Raw genomic sequence first — 14,533 nt, forward strand, 5'->3', positions numbered from 1 at the left:
CGATTTCAAACAGGGGCGTTAAAGGCCGAAAGCTGGTTGCTGCAGGGCGCGGAATAAGGATCAAAGAAACCAATATATTCAATCGGCTCTCCCGTTTCAGTGGCAGCAACAACCGTGCTCGACATGGCAAAACGTTGGATCATAAAGTCTTCCACCTGCTTTTTGGCAGCGGTCCAATCCTGCCCCCCTAAGCCTAGCTGCATGAAATGCAGGGTCTGTAATTTGTGCAGACGGGTTTCACGGCGCAAATAGGCATCGGCATCGCGTAAGAAATCCTCGCCCGCCCCTGCCACGGCTGCGGGGCCATACACCCGCAACAAAACCGCCCGCCCTATATCGACGAACCCTTGGGGGCGCAGTTGAAAAGCTGTGAATGCGCCGCCGCCCAGCAGCGCCACGCCTGATAACAATACGGCTCTGCGGGAAAATGCCATCACACAGCCCGCCCTGCGCGCAGCGATAAAGCTGACAAGGTTAACGTCGGATTTGCCGCCGAGGCCGTAGGAAAAGCCCCGGCCCCCAGCGCCAGAACATTCCGAATCCCGTGGCATTTCAAATTGGAATCCACCACCGATTGTTCCGGATCATCGCCCATGCGGTGCGTGCCCTGAATATGCGCCTCGGTAATCAGCGGCGGGCTGACAAACTGGTTTTCGATGTCAAACGGCAGGATTTCAGGCAGTCGCGCCACCGCAGCGTCCAGCGCGCTCAACCCATAGCTGGAATGACCGACCCATTGGGTCATCACCTCGTCGTCGTGCAACAGCACACGGTTTTCCGCTTGGGGCAGATCCTCGGCAATCAATTTTATCCGTAACCGTTCGGTCCAGCGCCCCATTTCCGGGCGCACAGCCACAGGGGCATTGTGGTTTTCCATCAAAACCGCCCCATATTCCGCGCGGTGCGGCCCGTCATACAGATCATATCCGTGTCCCGTAATCGACGTGCCGCCAAAATAATTCCGCTGCCCCGCCCCCAGATCGAGAACCACCACCAACGCCACTTGTTCATGCAAATAGCGGCCCAAAGCAGCAGACGTCACGCCACTGCGCTGCAAAATCCCTGCGTTAAAAATTGCATTGGTGCCAAGGGCGACAAGGTCGGCTTTCAGATCATGCGCAGCCCCGCTTGCATCAATAACATGCACGCCACGGGCAATGCCAGCTTGCGTGTTTACGGCCCGTACTTCAGCCCCCAAGACCAGCGAAACACCCTCCCGTTCAAACAAATCAACACTATTGAGAATTGAAAACTTTGCATCGACAGGGCACAGGCTACACACGCCATTCGTACAACATTGCGCCCGCCGTCCCCCATTGGATCGGGCCGTCGGTTGCGCAAACCAATTGCGTGAATGAGCTTGCAAAGCAACATCCGTTCGACTGGGCATATGGGGGGGGAACGGAAACGGCGTGCTACGCGGCAGGATATGATCTGACCCACCGCCCGCAATATCCATTACTGCTTCGACCTCGGCGTAGAGCGGCTCTAGCGTGTCATAGGATATCGGCCAATCCAGCCCCACCCCATAAAGGCTTTTGAGCTGGAAATCATTTGGATGGAACCGCGGCGTACAGGCCCACCAACAGTTGGAATTACCGCCAAACAGCGTATGGGCCACCCATTTTTTACTGTCTTCGGCCCGGTTGTCCATTTTGATGTTTTCATCAATTCTGGTGCCGTTTGCTATCTGATCCCCGTGGGGTTGAACCCCGCCTTTTTCCACCACCAGAACCCGCAGGTTCTTTGGCAATCCGCGCAGGAAAAACATAGCGGCAAAGCTGGACCCGGCGATGATTACATCCCATGTCTCGGACTTTGCTTGGTCAATGGTCAACGTTGAAAAAATGGTAGGCTCCTGCGGCAATCGCTGAAGCTGTTAGAATCCATCTTTTCTTTGCGTTCAAGACTTTTTAATCAGCACTGTCAGCCAATCAAAGTTTCAGCCTGACGCAGATCGACGCTGACCAACTGGCTGACACCCAACTCGGCCATTGTCACACCGAACAGACGGTCCATCCTGCTCATGGTTACGGCGTGGTGGGTGATGATCAGGAACCGCGTGTTGGTGCGGCGGGTCATTTCATCCAGCAAATCGCAAAACCGCGTGACGTTGGCATCATCCAGCGGCGCATCCACCTCGTCGAGCACACAAATCGGGGAGGGATTGGCCAGAAACACCGCAAAAATCAACGAAAGTGCGGTCAAGGTCTGCTCCCCGCCTGACAACAGGCTTAGCGTGCTCAGTTTTTTGCCCGGCGGCTGGCACATGATTTCAAGACCCGCTTCCAGCGGATCATCACTTTCCACCAGTACCAGATTGGCATCACCGCCGCCAAACAAGTGTTTGAACAGCACTGCAAAGTTTGAATTCACTTCGTCGAATGCCGCCAACAGCCGCTCGCGGCCTTCTTTGTTCAAGCTGGCGATGCCACTGCGCAGTTTTTTGATCGCTTCTTCCAGATCGGATTTTTCTGTGACCAATGTATCGCGTTCTTCGGACACTTCCTTGGCGTCTTCTTCGGCCCGCAAGTTGACCGCGCCCAGCGCATCGCGCTGACGGCGCAGGCGGGCCACATCGTTTTCGATCACCCCTGCGGGGGGCATATCATCGGGGTCAGCCTTAAGCTGTTCCAACAGTTTTTCGGGCGAGATTTCCAGTTCTTCGCGGATACGATCCGCTGCAGCTTCCACCTGAATCCGCGCTGAATCTGCCACGGCGTCCGCACGGGCTCGGGCCTCACGTGCGTCTGATGCTGCCCGTTCTGCATCCCGTTCGCCCTGTTCGGCCTGTCGCAGGTTGGTTTCGGCAACAGCCAACCCGTCAGAGGCCGCCTTCAACCGCGCATCCGCCTTGTCGATTTCACGACCCAACTCTTCCCGTTTGGCCTTGATTTCTTCGGGGGCGGCCGTGGCTTCTTTCAATTCCTCCTCAGAGGCTTCCTTACGCGAGGCCAGTTCTTCGATCCGCGCTTCAGCGGTTTCAAGGCGATGACGCCAGCCGCTGACTTCTTTGGTGATTTCCTGACGCCGTTTGACCCGCGCCTCGCCGTCGCGGCGCTGCTCGTCATAAAGGCTGCGTTTGGTCAGCATGGTCATCCGAGCCGCTTCAACTGCAACTTTCATCGCCTCAACTGTTTCGCGGGCCGAGGATAAATCCCCCAATTCCCGCACGCCGGCCTCGGCCTCTTTCACTGCCGCCGCCGCTGCCAAAGCCTCTTCCTGCAACCGGGCCAGCGTTTGGGTCAGCGTTTCCACCTTGCCGGATAACATATCGCGATCCGCCTCGGCACGGCTCAGGGCGCGGGTGGCAATATTGGCGGTTTCATCGGCCACTTTACGGGCGCGACGGGCCTCTTGATCTGCCGCGATTGTGGCTTGCAGGGCGGCGTGAACCGCCTCAAATACTTCGCGGGCCTCAGCGGCGGCATCCGCTGCCGTTTCATGGGCCACGCGCAAATCATCCAGACGGTTGATCTGTTGCAGACGCAACGCCGCCGCTGATGGGGCGTCATCAGCACCTGCGCGAAATCCGTCCCAGCGCCACAAATCACCCTCAAGACTAACCAGTCGCTGACCCGGCTTCAAATCCGCCTGCACCCGCGCACCATCGCTTTGGGCCACAACACCTGTCTGGCTTAATCTGCGGGACAAAACATCAGGGGCCGTCACGTGATCCGCCAAAGGCACCACGCCCACAGGCAGGTCAGCCACGGCGGAATAGTCAGGCAATTGCGCCCAGCCAGACACCCCATCCGCACCCACAATAGGTGCTTTCAGATCATCGGCCAAAGATGCCCCAAGCGCAGCCTCATAGCCTTTGTTGGCGCGAACCTCGTCCAACACTTGCGCCCCGCCGGATTGATCCCGCGCGATCACCCGTTCCAGCGCACCCACTTCGGCGTTCAGCGCATTCGCCTCCCCCTCTGCTTCGGACAGATCCGCGCGTGCATCGCTGTCGCGGGCTTGTTCTTCGGCGCGGCGTTCTTCAATTTCGCCTAGCTCCGTATCCGCCCGCAACGCTGCTTCTTGTGCGATAGCATGTGTGGTGCTGGCCTCGGCCAAACGCGCTTCGGCCTCGGCCATACCCATTTTGGCCTGTGTCACGGCTTGCGCAGCCGCCTGCGCCTGTTCTTCGCGTTTGACCTGTGCCGATTGCACATCTTGTAACAGGCGATGGGCCGATTGATGCCGTGCGGACAGGCGTGCCACATCTTCGTTGTAGCGGTCCAGATCCGCCTCTTTCTCCTGCATCACACCTGCAGCATCCTGCGCTTCAATCCCCGCATCCTCGATCTTTTGATCCTGCCCTTCGGATGCTTTGGCCAGCGCGTCCTGTTCCCAGTCAAGCCGCTTTATGGTTTCTTCCGCATCTCGGTTCAGACCGGTTTCGCGGTCAATATCCTTGCCAAGCTGGTCGATTCGCCCGCGCAACGTGTCAATCGTCGCCCGCGCACGGTTCTCCTGATCGCCCAGCGCATCCCGCTCTACCGACAGGCGTTGCAGAATCGCACCCGCAATCGCCTCTTCTTCGCGCAGAGGGGGCACTTTGCCCTCTAACTCCAACCGCAGCCGCGCCGCTTTGGCCGCGCCGCCCTGCCCGCTGGCCGCAAGCTGCGTGGCGGCTAACAATTGTTCAGCTGCTTTGGCCATGGCCAGATCAGCCTCGCGCCAACGACGATACAGTAACAGCCCCTCGGACTGGCGCAGCTCATCTAGAATAGAGCGATACCGCGCCGCCTGCCGCGCCTGACGGGCCAGCGCGTTCAACTGGCTTTCCAGTTGTTCAATCACATCATCCACACGGGTCAGGTTGCCCTCCGCCCCGTTTAGTTTCAGCTCTGCTTCATGGCGGCGTTGGTACAAACCGCTGATCCCTGCGGCCTCTTCCAGCACGCGGCGGCGGCTTTTGGGCTTGGCGTTGATCAGCTCTGAAATCTGCCCCTGACGCACCAGCGCCGGACTATGCGCCCCGGTCGAGGCATCGGCAAACAGCATCTGCACATCCCGCGCCCGCGCTTCCTTGCCATTGGTTTTATAGGCCGAACCCGCATCCCGCGTGATCCGCCGCACCACATCCAGCGTGTCCGCATCGTTAAACGCTGCGGGCGCCAACCGTTCGCGGTTGTCCAGCGTCAACATCACCTCGGCGTAATTGCGGGCGGGGCGCGATGCGGCCCCTGCAAAGATCACATCTTCCATACCGCCACCGCGCATAGCAGTGGGGCGGTTCTCGCCCATTACCCAGCGCAGGGCTTCCAGCAGGTTGGATTTGCCACAGCCGTTCGGCCCCACAACCCCCGTCAGCCCGTCCGAGATGATCAACTCGGTCGGGTCCACAAAGCTTTTGAAGCCCGTCAGACGGATTTTGGAAAACTGCAAGCTGCACTGGCCCCGTTGATTCTGTGTTGCCGTCCAAATTCTTGGCCCCTGCCCTGTGAGTCAACTAAAAACCCCTGTATTTGGGCGATCAGACCAAGTTATCCACAAGATATTGGTACACTCGGGCGAAAACCCACCATCATGACAGGGCTGAAAGCGCCGTAAAAACAATTCCCCCTGTCGCAATCCGACTTGACCCGAAGGGCCGTTTACAGGCACAAAGGTCTGGCAAGGTTCCCCATCAAGACGCTAAGCGTCGGGGATTAATTGGGAATGTGGACAAGGCAGACCGAACTCCGGGGCCTAAAACCACAACCGCCCCCGCGACTGTGTGCGGCGAGCGATGTTCGAAAATACCACTGAGGTTCGCCTCGGGAAGGTCGAACAAAGCCGTGACCCGCAAGTCAGGAGACCAGCCCGGCACCGGACCTTAACCCATGCTGTCGGGAGTGGCGGCAAAAGGAGACCAACATATGAAGACTAAAGCTCAAGCAGCCGTAAAACCCCAAGCTCTGATCAGCAGCAATGTTCTGGCAATTGCCTTTGCAGCCTTTGTCGGCCTTGGCATGATCACAATCGCGGGTCACGTTCAAGCCACCACATTGCACGACGCCGCACATGATGTCCGTCACGCAACCGGCTTTCCCTGCCACTAAACGTGCTGTGGCGCTGACACCCCGTCGCGCCGCCCGTCATACAGTCGCCCGACAGTTCCACCAGCCGGTTCGCATCAGCGTGCTGGCTGCTAAACCATGGCCCATCCAGTCTGTAGACTGGCGCTTTGGCCTTTCCTATCGGGCGCTATCAGACAGAACCCCCGTCAAAGGCTGGTTGCATCCTGTGCGCCACCTTGCGCGGAAGCTATGGATTTTACTATGCTCACCCGTATCATAACCACGGCGATATTCGCCGGTTTTATCACTGCACTGGTTGCTGCTTTACTGCAATTCCTACTGGTGCAACCCCTACTGCTGCATGCCGAATTGTTCGAAAACGGCAGTCTCACCCACTTTGGCCCAACGGGCGCCGGCACCCCGGCCCAAGCGGATTTACCCGGCTTTGACCCGCTGCGCGATGGTCTTAGCGTCTTGTTCACGGCCATAATTTACACAGGTTATGCCTTTCTATTGGTCGCAGGCATCGCCATAGCCAGCGAGCGCGGCCATGACATTTCGATACGCAGTGGCATCATCTGGGGCATCGCGGGATTTGTCGCTTTGCAACTGGCCCCCGCCGCCGGCTTGCCCCCCGAACTCCCCGGTGCCGCCGCCGCAGATGTCGCCCCGCGGCAGGTCTGGTGGTTTGGCACAGTGGCGCTGACAGCCCTTGGCCTGTGGCTAATCGCTTTTGGAAAATCGCCCGTGATCTGGGCCGTCGCCCTGATCTGCCTCGCCGTTCCCCATGTGATCGGCGCGCCCCACCCAGACACTTTTGTCGGCCCCGTCCCACCGGAAATCGCCGCCCAATTCGCCGCCCGCGCTTTGGCTGTCGGCTTGGCAAGCTGGGCTGTCCTTGGCATGCTCGCCGGGTATTTCTGGAATAAAGAGGCTTAACCCATGCGCAACCCAATCGCTTTTTTGATCATCGGCCTGTTCTTTGGAACAGGCCTCGGGTTCCTTTGGGCTGCCTCGCAAGGGATCACGCTGGACGGCCATGACCACGCAACAGGCCACGGCGCTAGTTCCGGCGCTAGTTCCAGAGCAATGGCAGAAATGGCAGGGCATGATCACAGCCAGATGCAAGCTGTTTCCATGGCAGATGACGGCACCGCGCCCACAGTTACGGCAATCCTGCACCCTGACGCGGTGGCAGGCTGGAACCTTGAAATCCAGACCCAGAACTTTGCCTTCAGCCCTGAAACCGTCAATCAGGACAACTCGCCGAACCAAGGCCACGCCCATATTTATGTGGACGGGGTAAAACTGGCCCGTGTCTATGGCCCGTGGTTTCATATCAGCGGCCTGACAACGGGCGAGCATCTGATCGCGGTTGAATTGAACGCCAACAACCACAGCCCGATCAACGTGGATGGCAAACCCGTGCGCGTTGAAATGAAAGTGACCGCCCCGTGACCCTGCAAACCGGACAAGTCTATGCAGGCACACGCCCGATCAGACAAAACCGCAACCGCCCCGCAGGCCGCGCATCTTCGATCCAGCCGTCGGGTGCGGCGGCGTATAGCAGGGCAAATGCGGCGATATCCTCGTGGTCTGTGACAGGGTCAACGCCCCCGAACAAATACACAGCCTTGCCTGTTGCCCGAAACGAAACCGCATTGGGCGTGGCGCAGGCTGACATGCATTCATGGGTTTCAATCGCGAAATCCTGCAACTGCGGATCGGCGGCAAACCTGTCGCGCAATGACGCTGCCAGTGCCGCCCCTCGCGGCGCGGCCTCTCCTTTTGCACGACATGTTGTGCAGACGATCACCCTATGGCGCACAGCTGCCTCCCGCGTTAAACCCTTAGACAACTGCGCATAGCGCAAACCCCATTCACCAACAATATCGGATCAATCCATGCCCGCCAAAATTCCCGCCACAGTCGTCACAGGTTTTCTGGGCGCAGGCAAAACCACCCTCATCCGCCACATGCTGCAAAACGCCAACGGCAAACGCATCGCGCTGATCATCAATGAATTCGGCGATCTGGGCGTGGACGGCGACATCCTGAAAGGCTGCGGCGACGAAACCTGCACCGAGGACGATGTGATGGAACTGTCCAACGGCTGCATCTGCTGCACCGTGGCCGATGATTTCGTTCCAGCCATGGAAAAACTGCTGAACCGCGAAAACGCGCCGGATCATATCGTGATCGAAACCTCTGGCCTTGCCCTGCCCCAACCGCTGGTGCGCGCTTTCAACTGGCCCGAAATCCGCACCCGCGTTACCGTGGACGGCGTTGTTACCGTGGTAGATGGCAAAGCCGTGACCGAGGGCCGCTTCGCCCATAACGTGGCCGCCGTCGATGCGCAGCGCGCACTGGATGAAAACCTCGACCACGAAACACCCCTTTCCGAATTGTTCGAGGACCAAATCGCCTGCGCCGACATGATCGTGGTAAATAAATCAGACCTTCTGTCCGATGAAGAAAGCACCGCGCTGGTTAGCAGGTTGAAATCCGAAAGCCGCGCAGGCGTGCAAGTGGTCAAAACCGCTATGGGTGCCCTGCCTGTAGATGTGCTGCTGGGCCAGGGCATCGCCGCCGAAGACGACCTTGATGCCCGACACGAAGTCCACCATCACCACCATGATGACGAGGATGACCACCACGATGATGACGACGATCATCATCACCACGAACATGGCCACGACGAATTCGAATCCTTCGTGGTAGAACGCGCCGAAATCACCGACCCTGCTGCCTTTGCCAAACACGTAGCAGACGTGATCCGCCAACACGACATCCTGCGCCTGAAAGGTTTTGCCGCCGTCACAGACAAACCCATGCGCCTGACCGTGCAGGCCGTTGGCCCTCGCGTGGACACCTATTTCGACCGCGCCTTTGGCACCGACGAACCCCGCACAACCCGCCTTGTGGTGATCGGCGAAAGCGGTCTCGACCAAGCCGCCATCACGCAAGCCCTGTCCGCATGACCCTCACCGTTCAAATCGGCGACCCCCATGATCCAGCAGCCACACGGCTGCTGGAAGCCAGCCACGCCCTGATGACCGAACTTTTTCCCGCCGAAAGCTGTCATTATCTGGAAATCGACGATCTCTGCGCCCCAAACATCACCTTCCTTGTGGTGCGCGATGGCAATCAAACCATCGGCTGCGGCGCGCTGGCCAATAAAGGCACTTATGGCGAGCTGAAATCCATGTTCACCGAACCCGCCGCCCGTGGCAAAGGCGCTGCCGACGCATTGATCGGCGAATTAATAAAAACCGCAGGCGCCCAAAACCTGCCCGTGATCCGTTTGGAAACCGGCGACACCCTGACCGCCGCCCATAAACTCTACCAAAAACACGGCTTCACCTTCCGCGGTCCCTTTGGCGACTACCCCGAACATCCCGCCAGCCTTTTCATGGAACGCAGCCTGTAACCCAAACAGCTTCAATGTTCCCCAAATACTCAATAAACCCCAAGCAAAGCACGCCCTATGCACCTTTTGAACGCCCAGCCCGGCACAATCGACGACAATGAACCCGTAGACCTCGGCCAATCTCCTGCCGATGTGGTGTTCATCTCTGCCGCCGATACCGAACTTGCGGGCCTGTCCGAGGCGCGTTCGGAACTGGCTGATCCCCCCAGCCTGCGCCTTGCGAACCTGACCCACCTGCAACACCCGATGTCGGTGGATTTGCATATCGAAGCCTGCGCCACCAAATCCAAACTGGTCATTGCACGGTGTTTGGGCGGGACGGGCTATTGGAAATACGGGCTGGAACAATACGCCATTCATCTGGGTCAGGCAGGCATCCCCTTCGCCGCCCTTCCAGGGGACGACAAACCCGACGAAGACCTGTGGCGCCTGTCCACAATACCCCGCGCGGATTGGGAAAACCTTTGGGCCTATATGGTTGAAGGCGGCCCCGAAAATAACGCGAATTTCCTGACCTATGCCAAAGCGATGGTGGACAGTACGGAAAAACCAAACCCCGCCACCCCCCTGCTGAGGGCGGGTCTATACTGGCCGGGCGCAGGACTGGCGGACCTGAACACCCTGCGCGAAAGTTGGACGCCAGACGCCCCGGTTGTGCCCTTGGTGTTTTACCGCGCTTTGGTGCAAGGTGCGGGGCTGCACCCGATCAACCGCCTGACCAAATCCCTGTTGCGCGCAGGGTTGAACCCGATGCCGGTCTTTGTGGCCTCGCTAAAAGATCCGATTTCTACGGCCACCCTTGAATCTCTGTTCACTGCCGCGCCTCCCAGTGTCATTCTGAACTGCACCAGTTTTGCGGTCGGCTCTCCGCACGCGGATGACGCGCCCACCACGAACCCACTGGCCGCCCCTTTTGCCAACGCCGCCCCGATCTTCCAAGTGGTCCTGTCCGGCGCATCCGAGGAAAGCTGGGCCTCGGGCTTGCACGGGCTTGCCGCTCGTGACATCGCCATGAACGTGGCCCTGCCCGAGGTAGACGGCCGTATCCTCTCGCGCGCGGTTTCCTTCAAGGGCGAGGCTTATTTCGACGATGCCACCGAATGCCCCATTGCCACCTACCGCGCGGTTGGCGACCGGATTGATTTCGTCGCGCAACTGGCCAAAAACTGGGCCACATTGCGCCACACACCGACCAAAACCCGCCGCGCCGCGCTGGTGCTGGCCAATTACCCCAACAAAGACGGACGGCTGGCAAATGGCGTTGGGCTGGACACCCCCGCCGCCACGGTAGAGGCCCTGAAATCACTGGACGCCGCAGGCTACAGCATCCGCAACATCCCCGCAGATTCAGACGCACTTATGGCGCAAATCATGGCAGGCCCCACCAACTGGCTGACAGACCGCGCTGACCGCAAAGGCGGCGTGGAAATGTCTATGGCCGACTACCAAATCGCCTATGGCCAACTGCCTTATGACGTACGTGCCAAGATCGAAGACCGCTGGGGCAAACCCGAAGCCGACCCGTTTTACACTGCCGGAGAACTGGATTGCGGCCACTTCGCCCTGTCCATATTCCACTTCGGCAACGCAGTTGTCGGCGTCCAACCCGCACGCGGCTATAACATCGACCCGACCGAAACCTATCACTCGCCCGATCTGGTGCCGCCGCACAATTACCTCGCCTTTTACTTTTATCTGCGCAACCAATTCCGCGCCGATGCCATCGTCCACATGGGCAAACACGGCAATCTGGAATGGCTGCCCGGCAAGGCGCTGGCCCTGTCCGAAACCTGCCTGCCCGAGGCCGTGCTGGGCCCCATGCCCCACATCTACCCCTTTATCGTCAACGACCCTGGCGAAGGCACTCAGGCCAAACGACGCGCACAAGCGGTGATCATCGACCACCTGACACCACCCCTGACCCGCGCCGAAACTTACGGCCCGCTGCGCGATCTCGAAGCCTTGGTCGATGAATATTACGAAGCGGCCGGCGTCGATCCCCGCCGCCTGACCCTTTTGCGCAAAGAAATCCTCGCCCTGACATCCGCCACAGGCATAGACACTGACGCAGGCATGACTTCCGAGGATGAGGAATCAGACCTCGCCAAACTGGACGAATACCTGTGCGAATTGAAAGAGGCGCAAATCCGTGACGGGCTGCATATCTTTGGCCAATCCCCGACTGACCGGCTGGAAACAGACCTGATCGCCGCCCTTGTGCGCGTGCCAAGAGGCGATGCCAAAGGCGGCAATGCGTCCTTGCAACGGGCCATTGCCAATGATCTGGGCTTAAATTTCGACCCGCTGGATTGCGCCATGTCCGACCCTTGGACTGGGCCACGGCCCGAAATCCTCGCGGATCTTGATGGCAGCCTTTGGCGCACAACAGGCGACACTGTTGAACGGGTTGAATTGCTCGCCGCGGCGCTGATCGACGGTTCCACCAGCACTGATCTGCCCACCACGCGCATCGTCCTAGACCATATCAAAACCCACATCCGCCCCACGGTTCGCGCCTGCGGCCCCGCCGAAACACACGGCCTGCTCACCGCCCTATCTGGCCAATTCGTCCCCCCCGCACCCTCGGGCGCACCAACGCGGGGCCGCATGGATGTGCTGCCCACAGGGCGCAACTTCTACTCGGTAGATAGCCGCGCTGTTCCCACACCCACCGCCTGGAAACTGGGCTGGAAATCCGCTAACCTGTTGATTGAACGCCACCTTCAGGATCACGGCGACTGGCCGCGCACCCTGCTGATCACCGCTTGGGGCACGGCCAACATGCGCACAGGGGGCGATGACATCGCGCAAACGCTGGCGCTGATGGGCGTCAAACCCCAATGGGATTCCGCCAACCGCCGTGTCACAGGCTTTGAAATCATGCCCCTGACGGTTCTGGGCCGCCCCCGCGTCGATGTCACCCTGCGCGTGTCGGGCTTTTTCCGCGATGCTTTCCCGCAACAAATGGCACTGGTGGATTCCGCCGCCCGCGCGGTCATGGCTTTGGACGAACCCGCCGATCAAAACCCCGCAGCCGCCCGCCTGAAATCCGAAGGCACCGAGGAAGCCGCCTTTCGCGTTTTTGGATCAAAACCCGGTGCTTACGGGGCGGGCCTGCAAGCCATGATCGACGAACGCCTCTGGGCCAACAAAGCCGATCTGGGCGAGGCTTACCTTGAATGGGGCGGCTATGCTTACGGTGCTAAAACTGACGGCACACAGGCAAAAGAGGCCCTGAAAACCCGCCTGTCCCAAACCGAAGCCATCGTGCAAAATCAGGACAACCGCGAACACGACCTGCTGGATTCCGACGACTACTACCAGTTTGAGGGCGGAGCAGCGGCGGCCATTTCCACCCTTCAGGGTGTGGACCGACCAATTTATCACAACGACCACTCGCGCCCCGAACGGCCCGTTATACGCACACTGGACGAAGAAATCTCCCGCGTGGTGCGCTCGCGCGTGGTGAACCCCAAATGGATCGACGGCGTCAAACGCCACGGCTACAAAGGCGCATTCGAAATCGCCGCCACGGTGGATTACATGTTCGCCTTTTCCGCCACCACAGGCGCTGTAAAATCCCACCACTTCGATCTCGTCCATGCCGCCTTTATCGAAGACGACGACACCCGCGATTTCATCAATGACCACAACGCGCCCGCCCTGCGCGAAATCGCAGACCGCCTGCTTGAGGCGATAGATCGCGGCCTTTGGACCCCGAAATCCAACTCCGCCAAAGCGCGATTAGAGGAACTGCGTTGAACGTCATCACCGCCACATCGCCTTATGACTGGCAGGCGGTTCTGACCCTACTGCACAAGGCTTTCGCCTATATGGAGCCCCGAATTAATCCGCCGTCCTCCCTGCACCGCCTGACCACACAACAGATTGAAACCCACGCGACACACCACAGTTTGTTGGCCATTGAACAGGCCCATACGCCCATCGCCTGCCTGTTCCTGACCTTTCAGTCGGATCACCTCTACCTCGGCAAACTCGCCACCCACCCCGATCACACGGGACAGGGCCATGCCCGCAGGCTGATTGCAAAGGCAGAACAGATCGCGCAGGAACAGGCTCTGCCCTGCCTGCGTCTGGAAACCAGAATTGAACTGACGGAAAATCACGCCACTTTTGCCCGTTTCGGATTTGTCAAAACGGTGGAAAACACCCACGCAGGCTTTTCGCGCCCCACCTCTATCACCATGGAAAAACCGCTCTGACCCCCTCTCCAGAGCCAGATACATAAGGTCCGCCATGCCCCAAGCCACCACGGGTCACTGCTTTTGCGGCCGCGTCACTTTCGCCTTTACTGGCCCGCAAACCTGGGCCTGCCATTGCCATTGCGCCGATTGCCGCCGCAACTGCGCCGCACCCGTTGTCAGCTTTTTGGGCACACCCCTAAATGGCTTTGAATGGACCGGCCAAAGCCCGAAACAATTCAACTCCTCCAAAGGGGTGACGCGCCACTTTTGTGATACCTGCTGCACCCCGATGGCGTTTCAGGCGGATCACTACGCAGGTGAAATCCACCTCTATGCAGCAACGCTCACGCACCCGCAGGATTTCACTCCTGCCTTCCACGTTCATTACAACAGCCGTCTGACATGGCTGCATTTGGACGATGACCTGCCCAAACACGCCGGATCAGCCCCTTAGGCGTAACTCACCACTTCATATTCAATGCCGTCGTGGTCGTGAAAATAGAACCGCCGCCCTGGCTCATAGTCGTAATGCGCGCCGGGATTATAGCCAGCGGCCAACACTTTTGCCTCAATCGCATCTAGATCATCCACCACCACAGCCAAGTGATTTAACCCGCCAATGGTGCTGTAACTGTCCTCTTTTGACACTTTGGATACAGCTTGGTGATAGACCGCAATATAGCTGTCACGCCCGCCCACGTGAATGGTCCGCCCCCCGTCAATTGACGGCCCTTCCCACCGAATGCCCCAGCCAAAAACGTCTTGCATCATCTTGGCGGTACGCACCGGATCGCTGACAGACACATTTGCATGCTCCAAAATCACTTCACTCATAACAGTCTCCTCTTTGATAAACATTCCTGTTAAGATCAGGCTACAAGCTGAACCTAACTTTAGGTCAA

At 58.9% G+C, this 14,533-nt stretch carries 13 protein-coding genes and 1 riboswitch; of the genes, 8 read left to right on the top strand and 5 right to left on the bottom strand.

The window, feature by feature from the left end:
* Window positions 1-5: 5 nt before the first annotated feature.
* From GGE09_RS14700 to smc, 3 genes are all read right to left on the bottom strand, one after another.
* Window positions 6-434, bottom strand: coding sequence for a hypothetical protein (locus tag GGE09_RS14700; protein ID WP_309746909.1), 429 nt, complete (start codon window positions 432-434; stop codon window positions 6-8).
* Window positions 434-1,837, bottom strand: coding sequence for a GMC family oxidoreductase (locus tag GGE09_RS14705; RefSeq protein ID WP_309746910.1), 1,404 nt, complete (start codon window positions 1,835-1,837; stop codon window positions 434-436). The genes GGE09_RS14700 and GGE09_RS14705 overlap by 1 nt, the downstream gene beginning before the upstream one ends.
* 89 nt (window positions 1,838-1,926) lie before the next feature.
* Window positions 1,927-5,382 (bottom strand): chromosome segregation protein SMC, encoded by a 3,456-nt coding sequence (gene smc / locus GGE09_RS14710; protein ID WP_309746911.1) that lies wholly within the window; start codon window positions 5,380-5,382, stop codon window positions 1,927-1,929.
* Window positions 5,383-5,596: 214 nt separating this feature from the next.
* A riboswitch (cobalamin riboswitch) is annotated at window positions 5,597-5,818 on the top strand.
* A gap of 37 nt (window positions 5,819-5,855) precedes the next feature.
* Here smc and GGE09_RS14715 point away from each other — a divergent pair.
* The 3 genes from GGE09_RS14715 (at window position 5,856) to GGE09_RS14725 (ending at window position 7,454) form a co-directional block, all read left to right on the top strand.
* Window positions 5,856-6,038 carry a CbtB domain-containing protein gene (locus GGE09_RS14715; protein WP_309746912.1) on the top strand — a complete coding sequence of 61 codons (183 nt, stop codon included), beginning with the start codon at window positions 5,856-5,858 and terminating at the stop codon, window positions 6,036-6,038.
* A gap of 219 nt (window positions 6,039-6,257) precedes the next feature.
* Window positions 6,258-6,935 carry a CbtA family protein gene (locus GGE09_RS14720; RefSeq protein ID WP_309746913.1) on the top strand — a complete coding sequence of 226 codons (678 nt, stop codon included), beginning with the start codon at window positions 6,258-6,260 and terminating at the stop codon, window positions 6,933-6,935.
* 3 nt (window positions 6,936-6,938) lie between these two features.
* Window positions 6,939-7,454 carry a hypothetical protein gene (locus tag GGE09_RS14725; RefSeq protein ID WP_309746914.1) on the top strand — a complete coding sequence of 172 codons (516 nt, stop codon included), beginning with the start codon at window positions 6,939-6,941 and terminating at the stop codon, window positions 7,452-7,454.
* Window positions 7,455-7,473: 19 nt separating this feature from the next.
* On the opposite strand, the gene GGE09_RS14730 is transcribed toward GGE09_RS14725, so the two are convergent.
* Window positions 7,474-7,824: a DUF1636 family protein gene (locus GGE09_RS14730; RefSeq protein ID WP_309746915.1), complete on the bottom strand. Its 351-nt coding sequence runs from the start codon at window positions 7,822-7,824 to the stop codon at window positions 7,474-7,476.
* 76 nt (window positions 7,825-7,900) lie between these two features.
* On the opposite strand from GGE09_RS14730, the gene cobW reads away from it, so the two are divergent.
* Genes cobW through GGE09_RS14755 form a run of 5 tightly spaced genes read left to right on the top strand, consistent with a single transcriptional unit; the run spans window position 7,901 to window position 14,085 of the window.
* On the top strand, window positions 7,901-8,977 hold the full coding sequence (gene cobW, locus GGE09_RS14735; protein WP_309746916.1) for a cobalamin biosynthesis protein CobW: 1,077 nt from the start codon (window positions 7,901-7,903) through the stop codon (window positions 8,975-8,977).
* Window positions 8,974-9,426 (top strand): GNAT family N-acetyltransferase, encoded by a 453-nt coding sequence (locus GGE09_RS14740; RefSeq protein WP_309746917.1) that lies wholly within the window; start codon window positions 8,974-8,976, stop codon window positions 9,424-9,426. The genes cobW and GGE09_RS14740 overlap by 4 nt, the downstream gene beginning before the upstream one ends.
* A gap of 57 nt (window positions 9,427-9,483) precedes the next feature.
* On the top strand, window positions 9,484-13,188 hold the full coding sequence (gene cobN, locus GGE09_RS14745) for a cobaltochelatase subunit CobN (protein WP_309746918.1): 3,705 nt from the start codon (window positions 9,484-9,486) through the stop codon (window positions 13,186-13,188).
* Window positions 13,185-13,649, top strand: a complete 465-nt coding sequence (locus GGE09_RS14750) for a GNAT family N-acetyltransferase (RefSeq protein WP_309746919.1) — start codon at window positions 13,185-13,187, stop codon at window positions 13,647-13,649. Before cobN ends, GGE09_RS14750 begins: the two co-directional genes overlap by 4 nt.
* A 34-nt stretch (window positions 13,650-13,683) precedes the next feature.
* Window positions 13,684-14,085 (top strand): GFA family protein, encoded by a 402-nt coding sequence (locus GGE09_RS14755; protein WP_309746920.1) that lies wholly within the window; start codon window positions 13,684-13,686, stop codon window positions 14,083-14,085.
* On the opposite strand, the gene GGE09_RS14760 is transcribed toward GGE09_RS14755, so the two are convergent.
* A complete protein-coding gene (locus GGE09_RS14760; RefSeq protein ID WP_309746921.1) occupies window positions 14,082-14,465 on the bottom strand; it encodes a VOC family protein in 384 nt (127 codons plus the stop codon). The two genes, GGE09_RS14755 and GGE09_RS14760, sit on opposite strands and share 4 nt — an antisense overlap.
* Window positions 14,466-14,533 lie beyond the last annotated feature (68 nt).

Source organism: Roseobacter sp. N2S, assembly GCF_031454055.1.
Taxonomy (GTDB): Bacteria; Pseudomonadota; Alphaproteobacteria; order Rhodobacterales; family Rhodobacteraceae; genus Amylibacter.

Excerpts from the sequence above, each read along its gene's own strand:
- GGE09_RS14700 (WP_309746909.1), bottom strand. The coding sequence starts at position 434 with ATGGCATTTTCCCGCAGAGCCGTATTGTTATCAGGCGTGGCGCTGCTG.
- GGE09_RS14715 (WP_309746912.1), top strand. The coding sequence starts at position 5,856 with ATGAAGACTAAAGCTCAAGCAGCCGTAAAACCCCAAGCTCTGATCAGC.
- GGE09_RS14720 (WP_309746913.1), top strand. The coding sequence starts at position 6,258 with ATGCTCACCCGTATCATAACCACGGCGATATTCGCCGGTTTTATCACT.
- GGE09_RS14725 (WP_309746914.1), top strand. The coding sequence starts at position 6,939 with ATGCGCAACCCAATCGCTTTTTTGATCATCGGCCTGTTCTTTGGAACA.
- cobW (WP_309746916.1), top strand. The coding sequence starts at position 7,901 with ATGCCCGCCAAAATTCCCGCCACAGTCGTCACAGGTTTTCTGGGCGCA.
- GGE09_RS14740 (WP_309746917.1), top strand. The coding sequence starts at position 8,974 with ATGACCCTCACCGTTCAAATCGGCGACCCCCATGATCCAGCAGCCACA.
- cobN (WP_309746918.1), top strand. The coding sequence starts at position 9,484 with ATGCACCTTTTGAACGCCCAGCCCGGCACAATCGACGACAATGAACCC.
- GGE09_RS14755 (WP_309746920.1), top strand. The coding sequence starts at position 13,684 with ATGCCCCAAGCCACCACGGGTCACTGCTTTTGCGGCCGCGTCACTTTC.
- GGE09_RS14760 (WP_309746921.1), bottom strand. The coding sequence starts at position 14,465 with ATGAGTGAAGTGATTTTGGAGCATGCAAATGTGTCTGTCAGCGATCCG.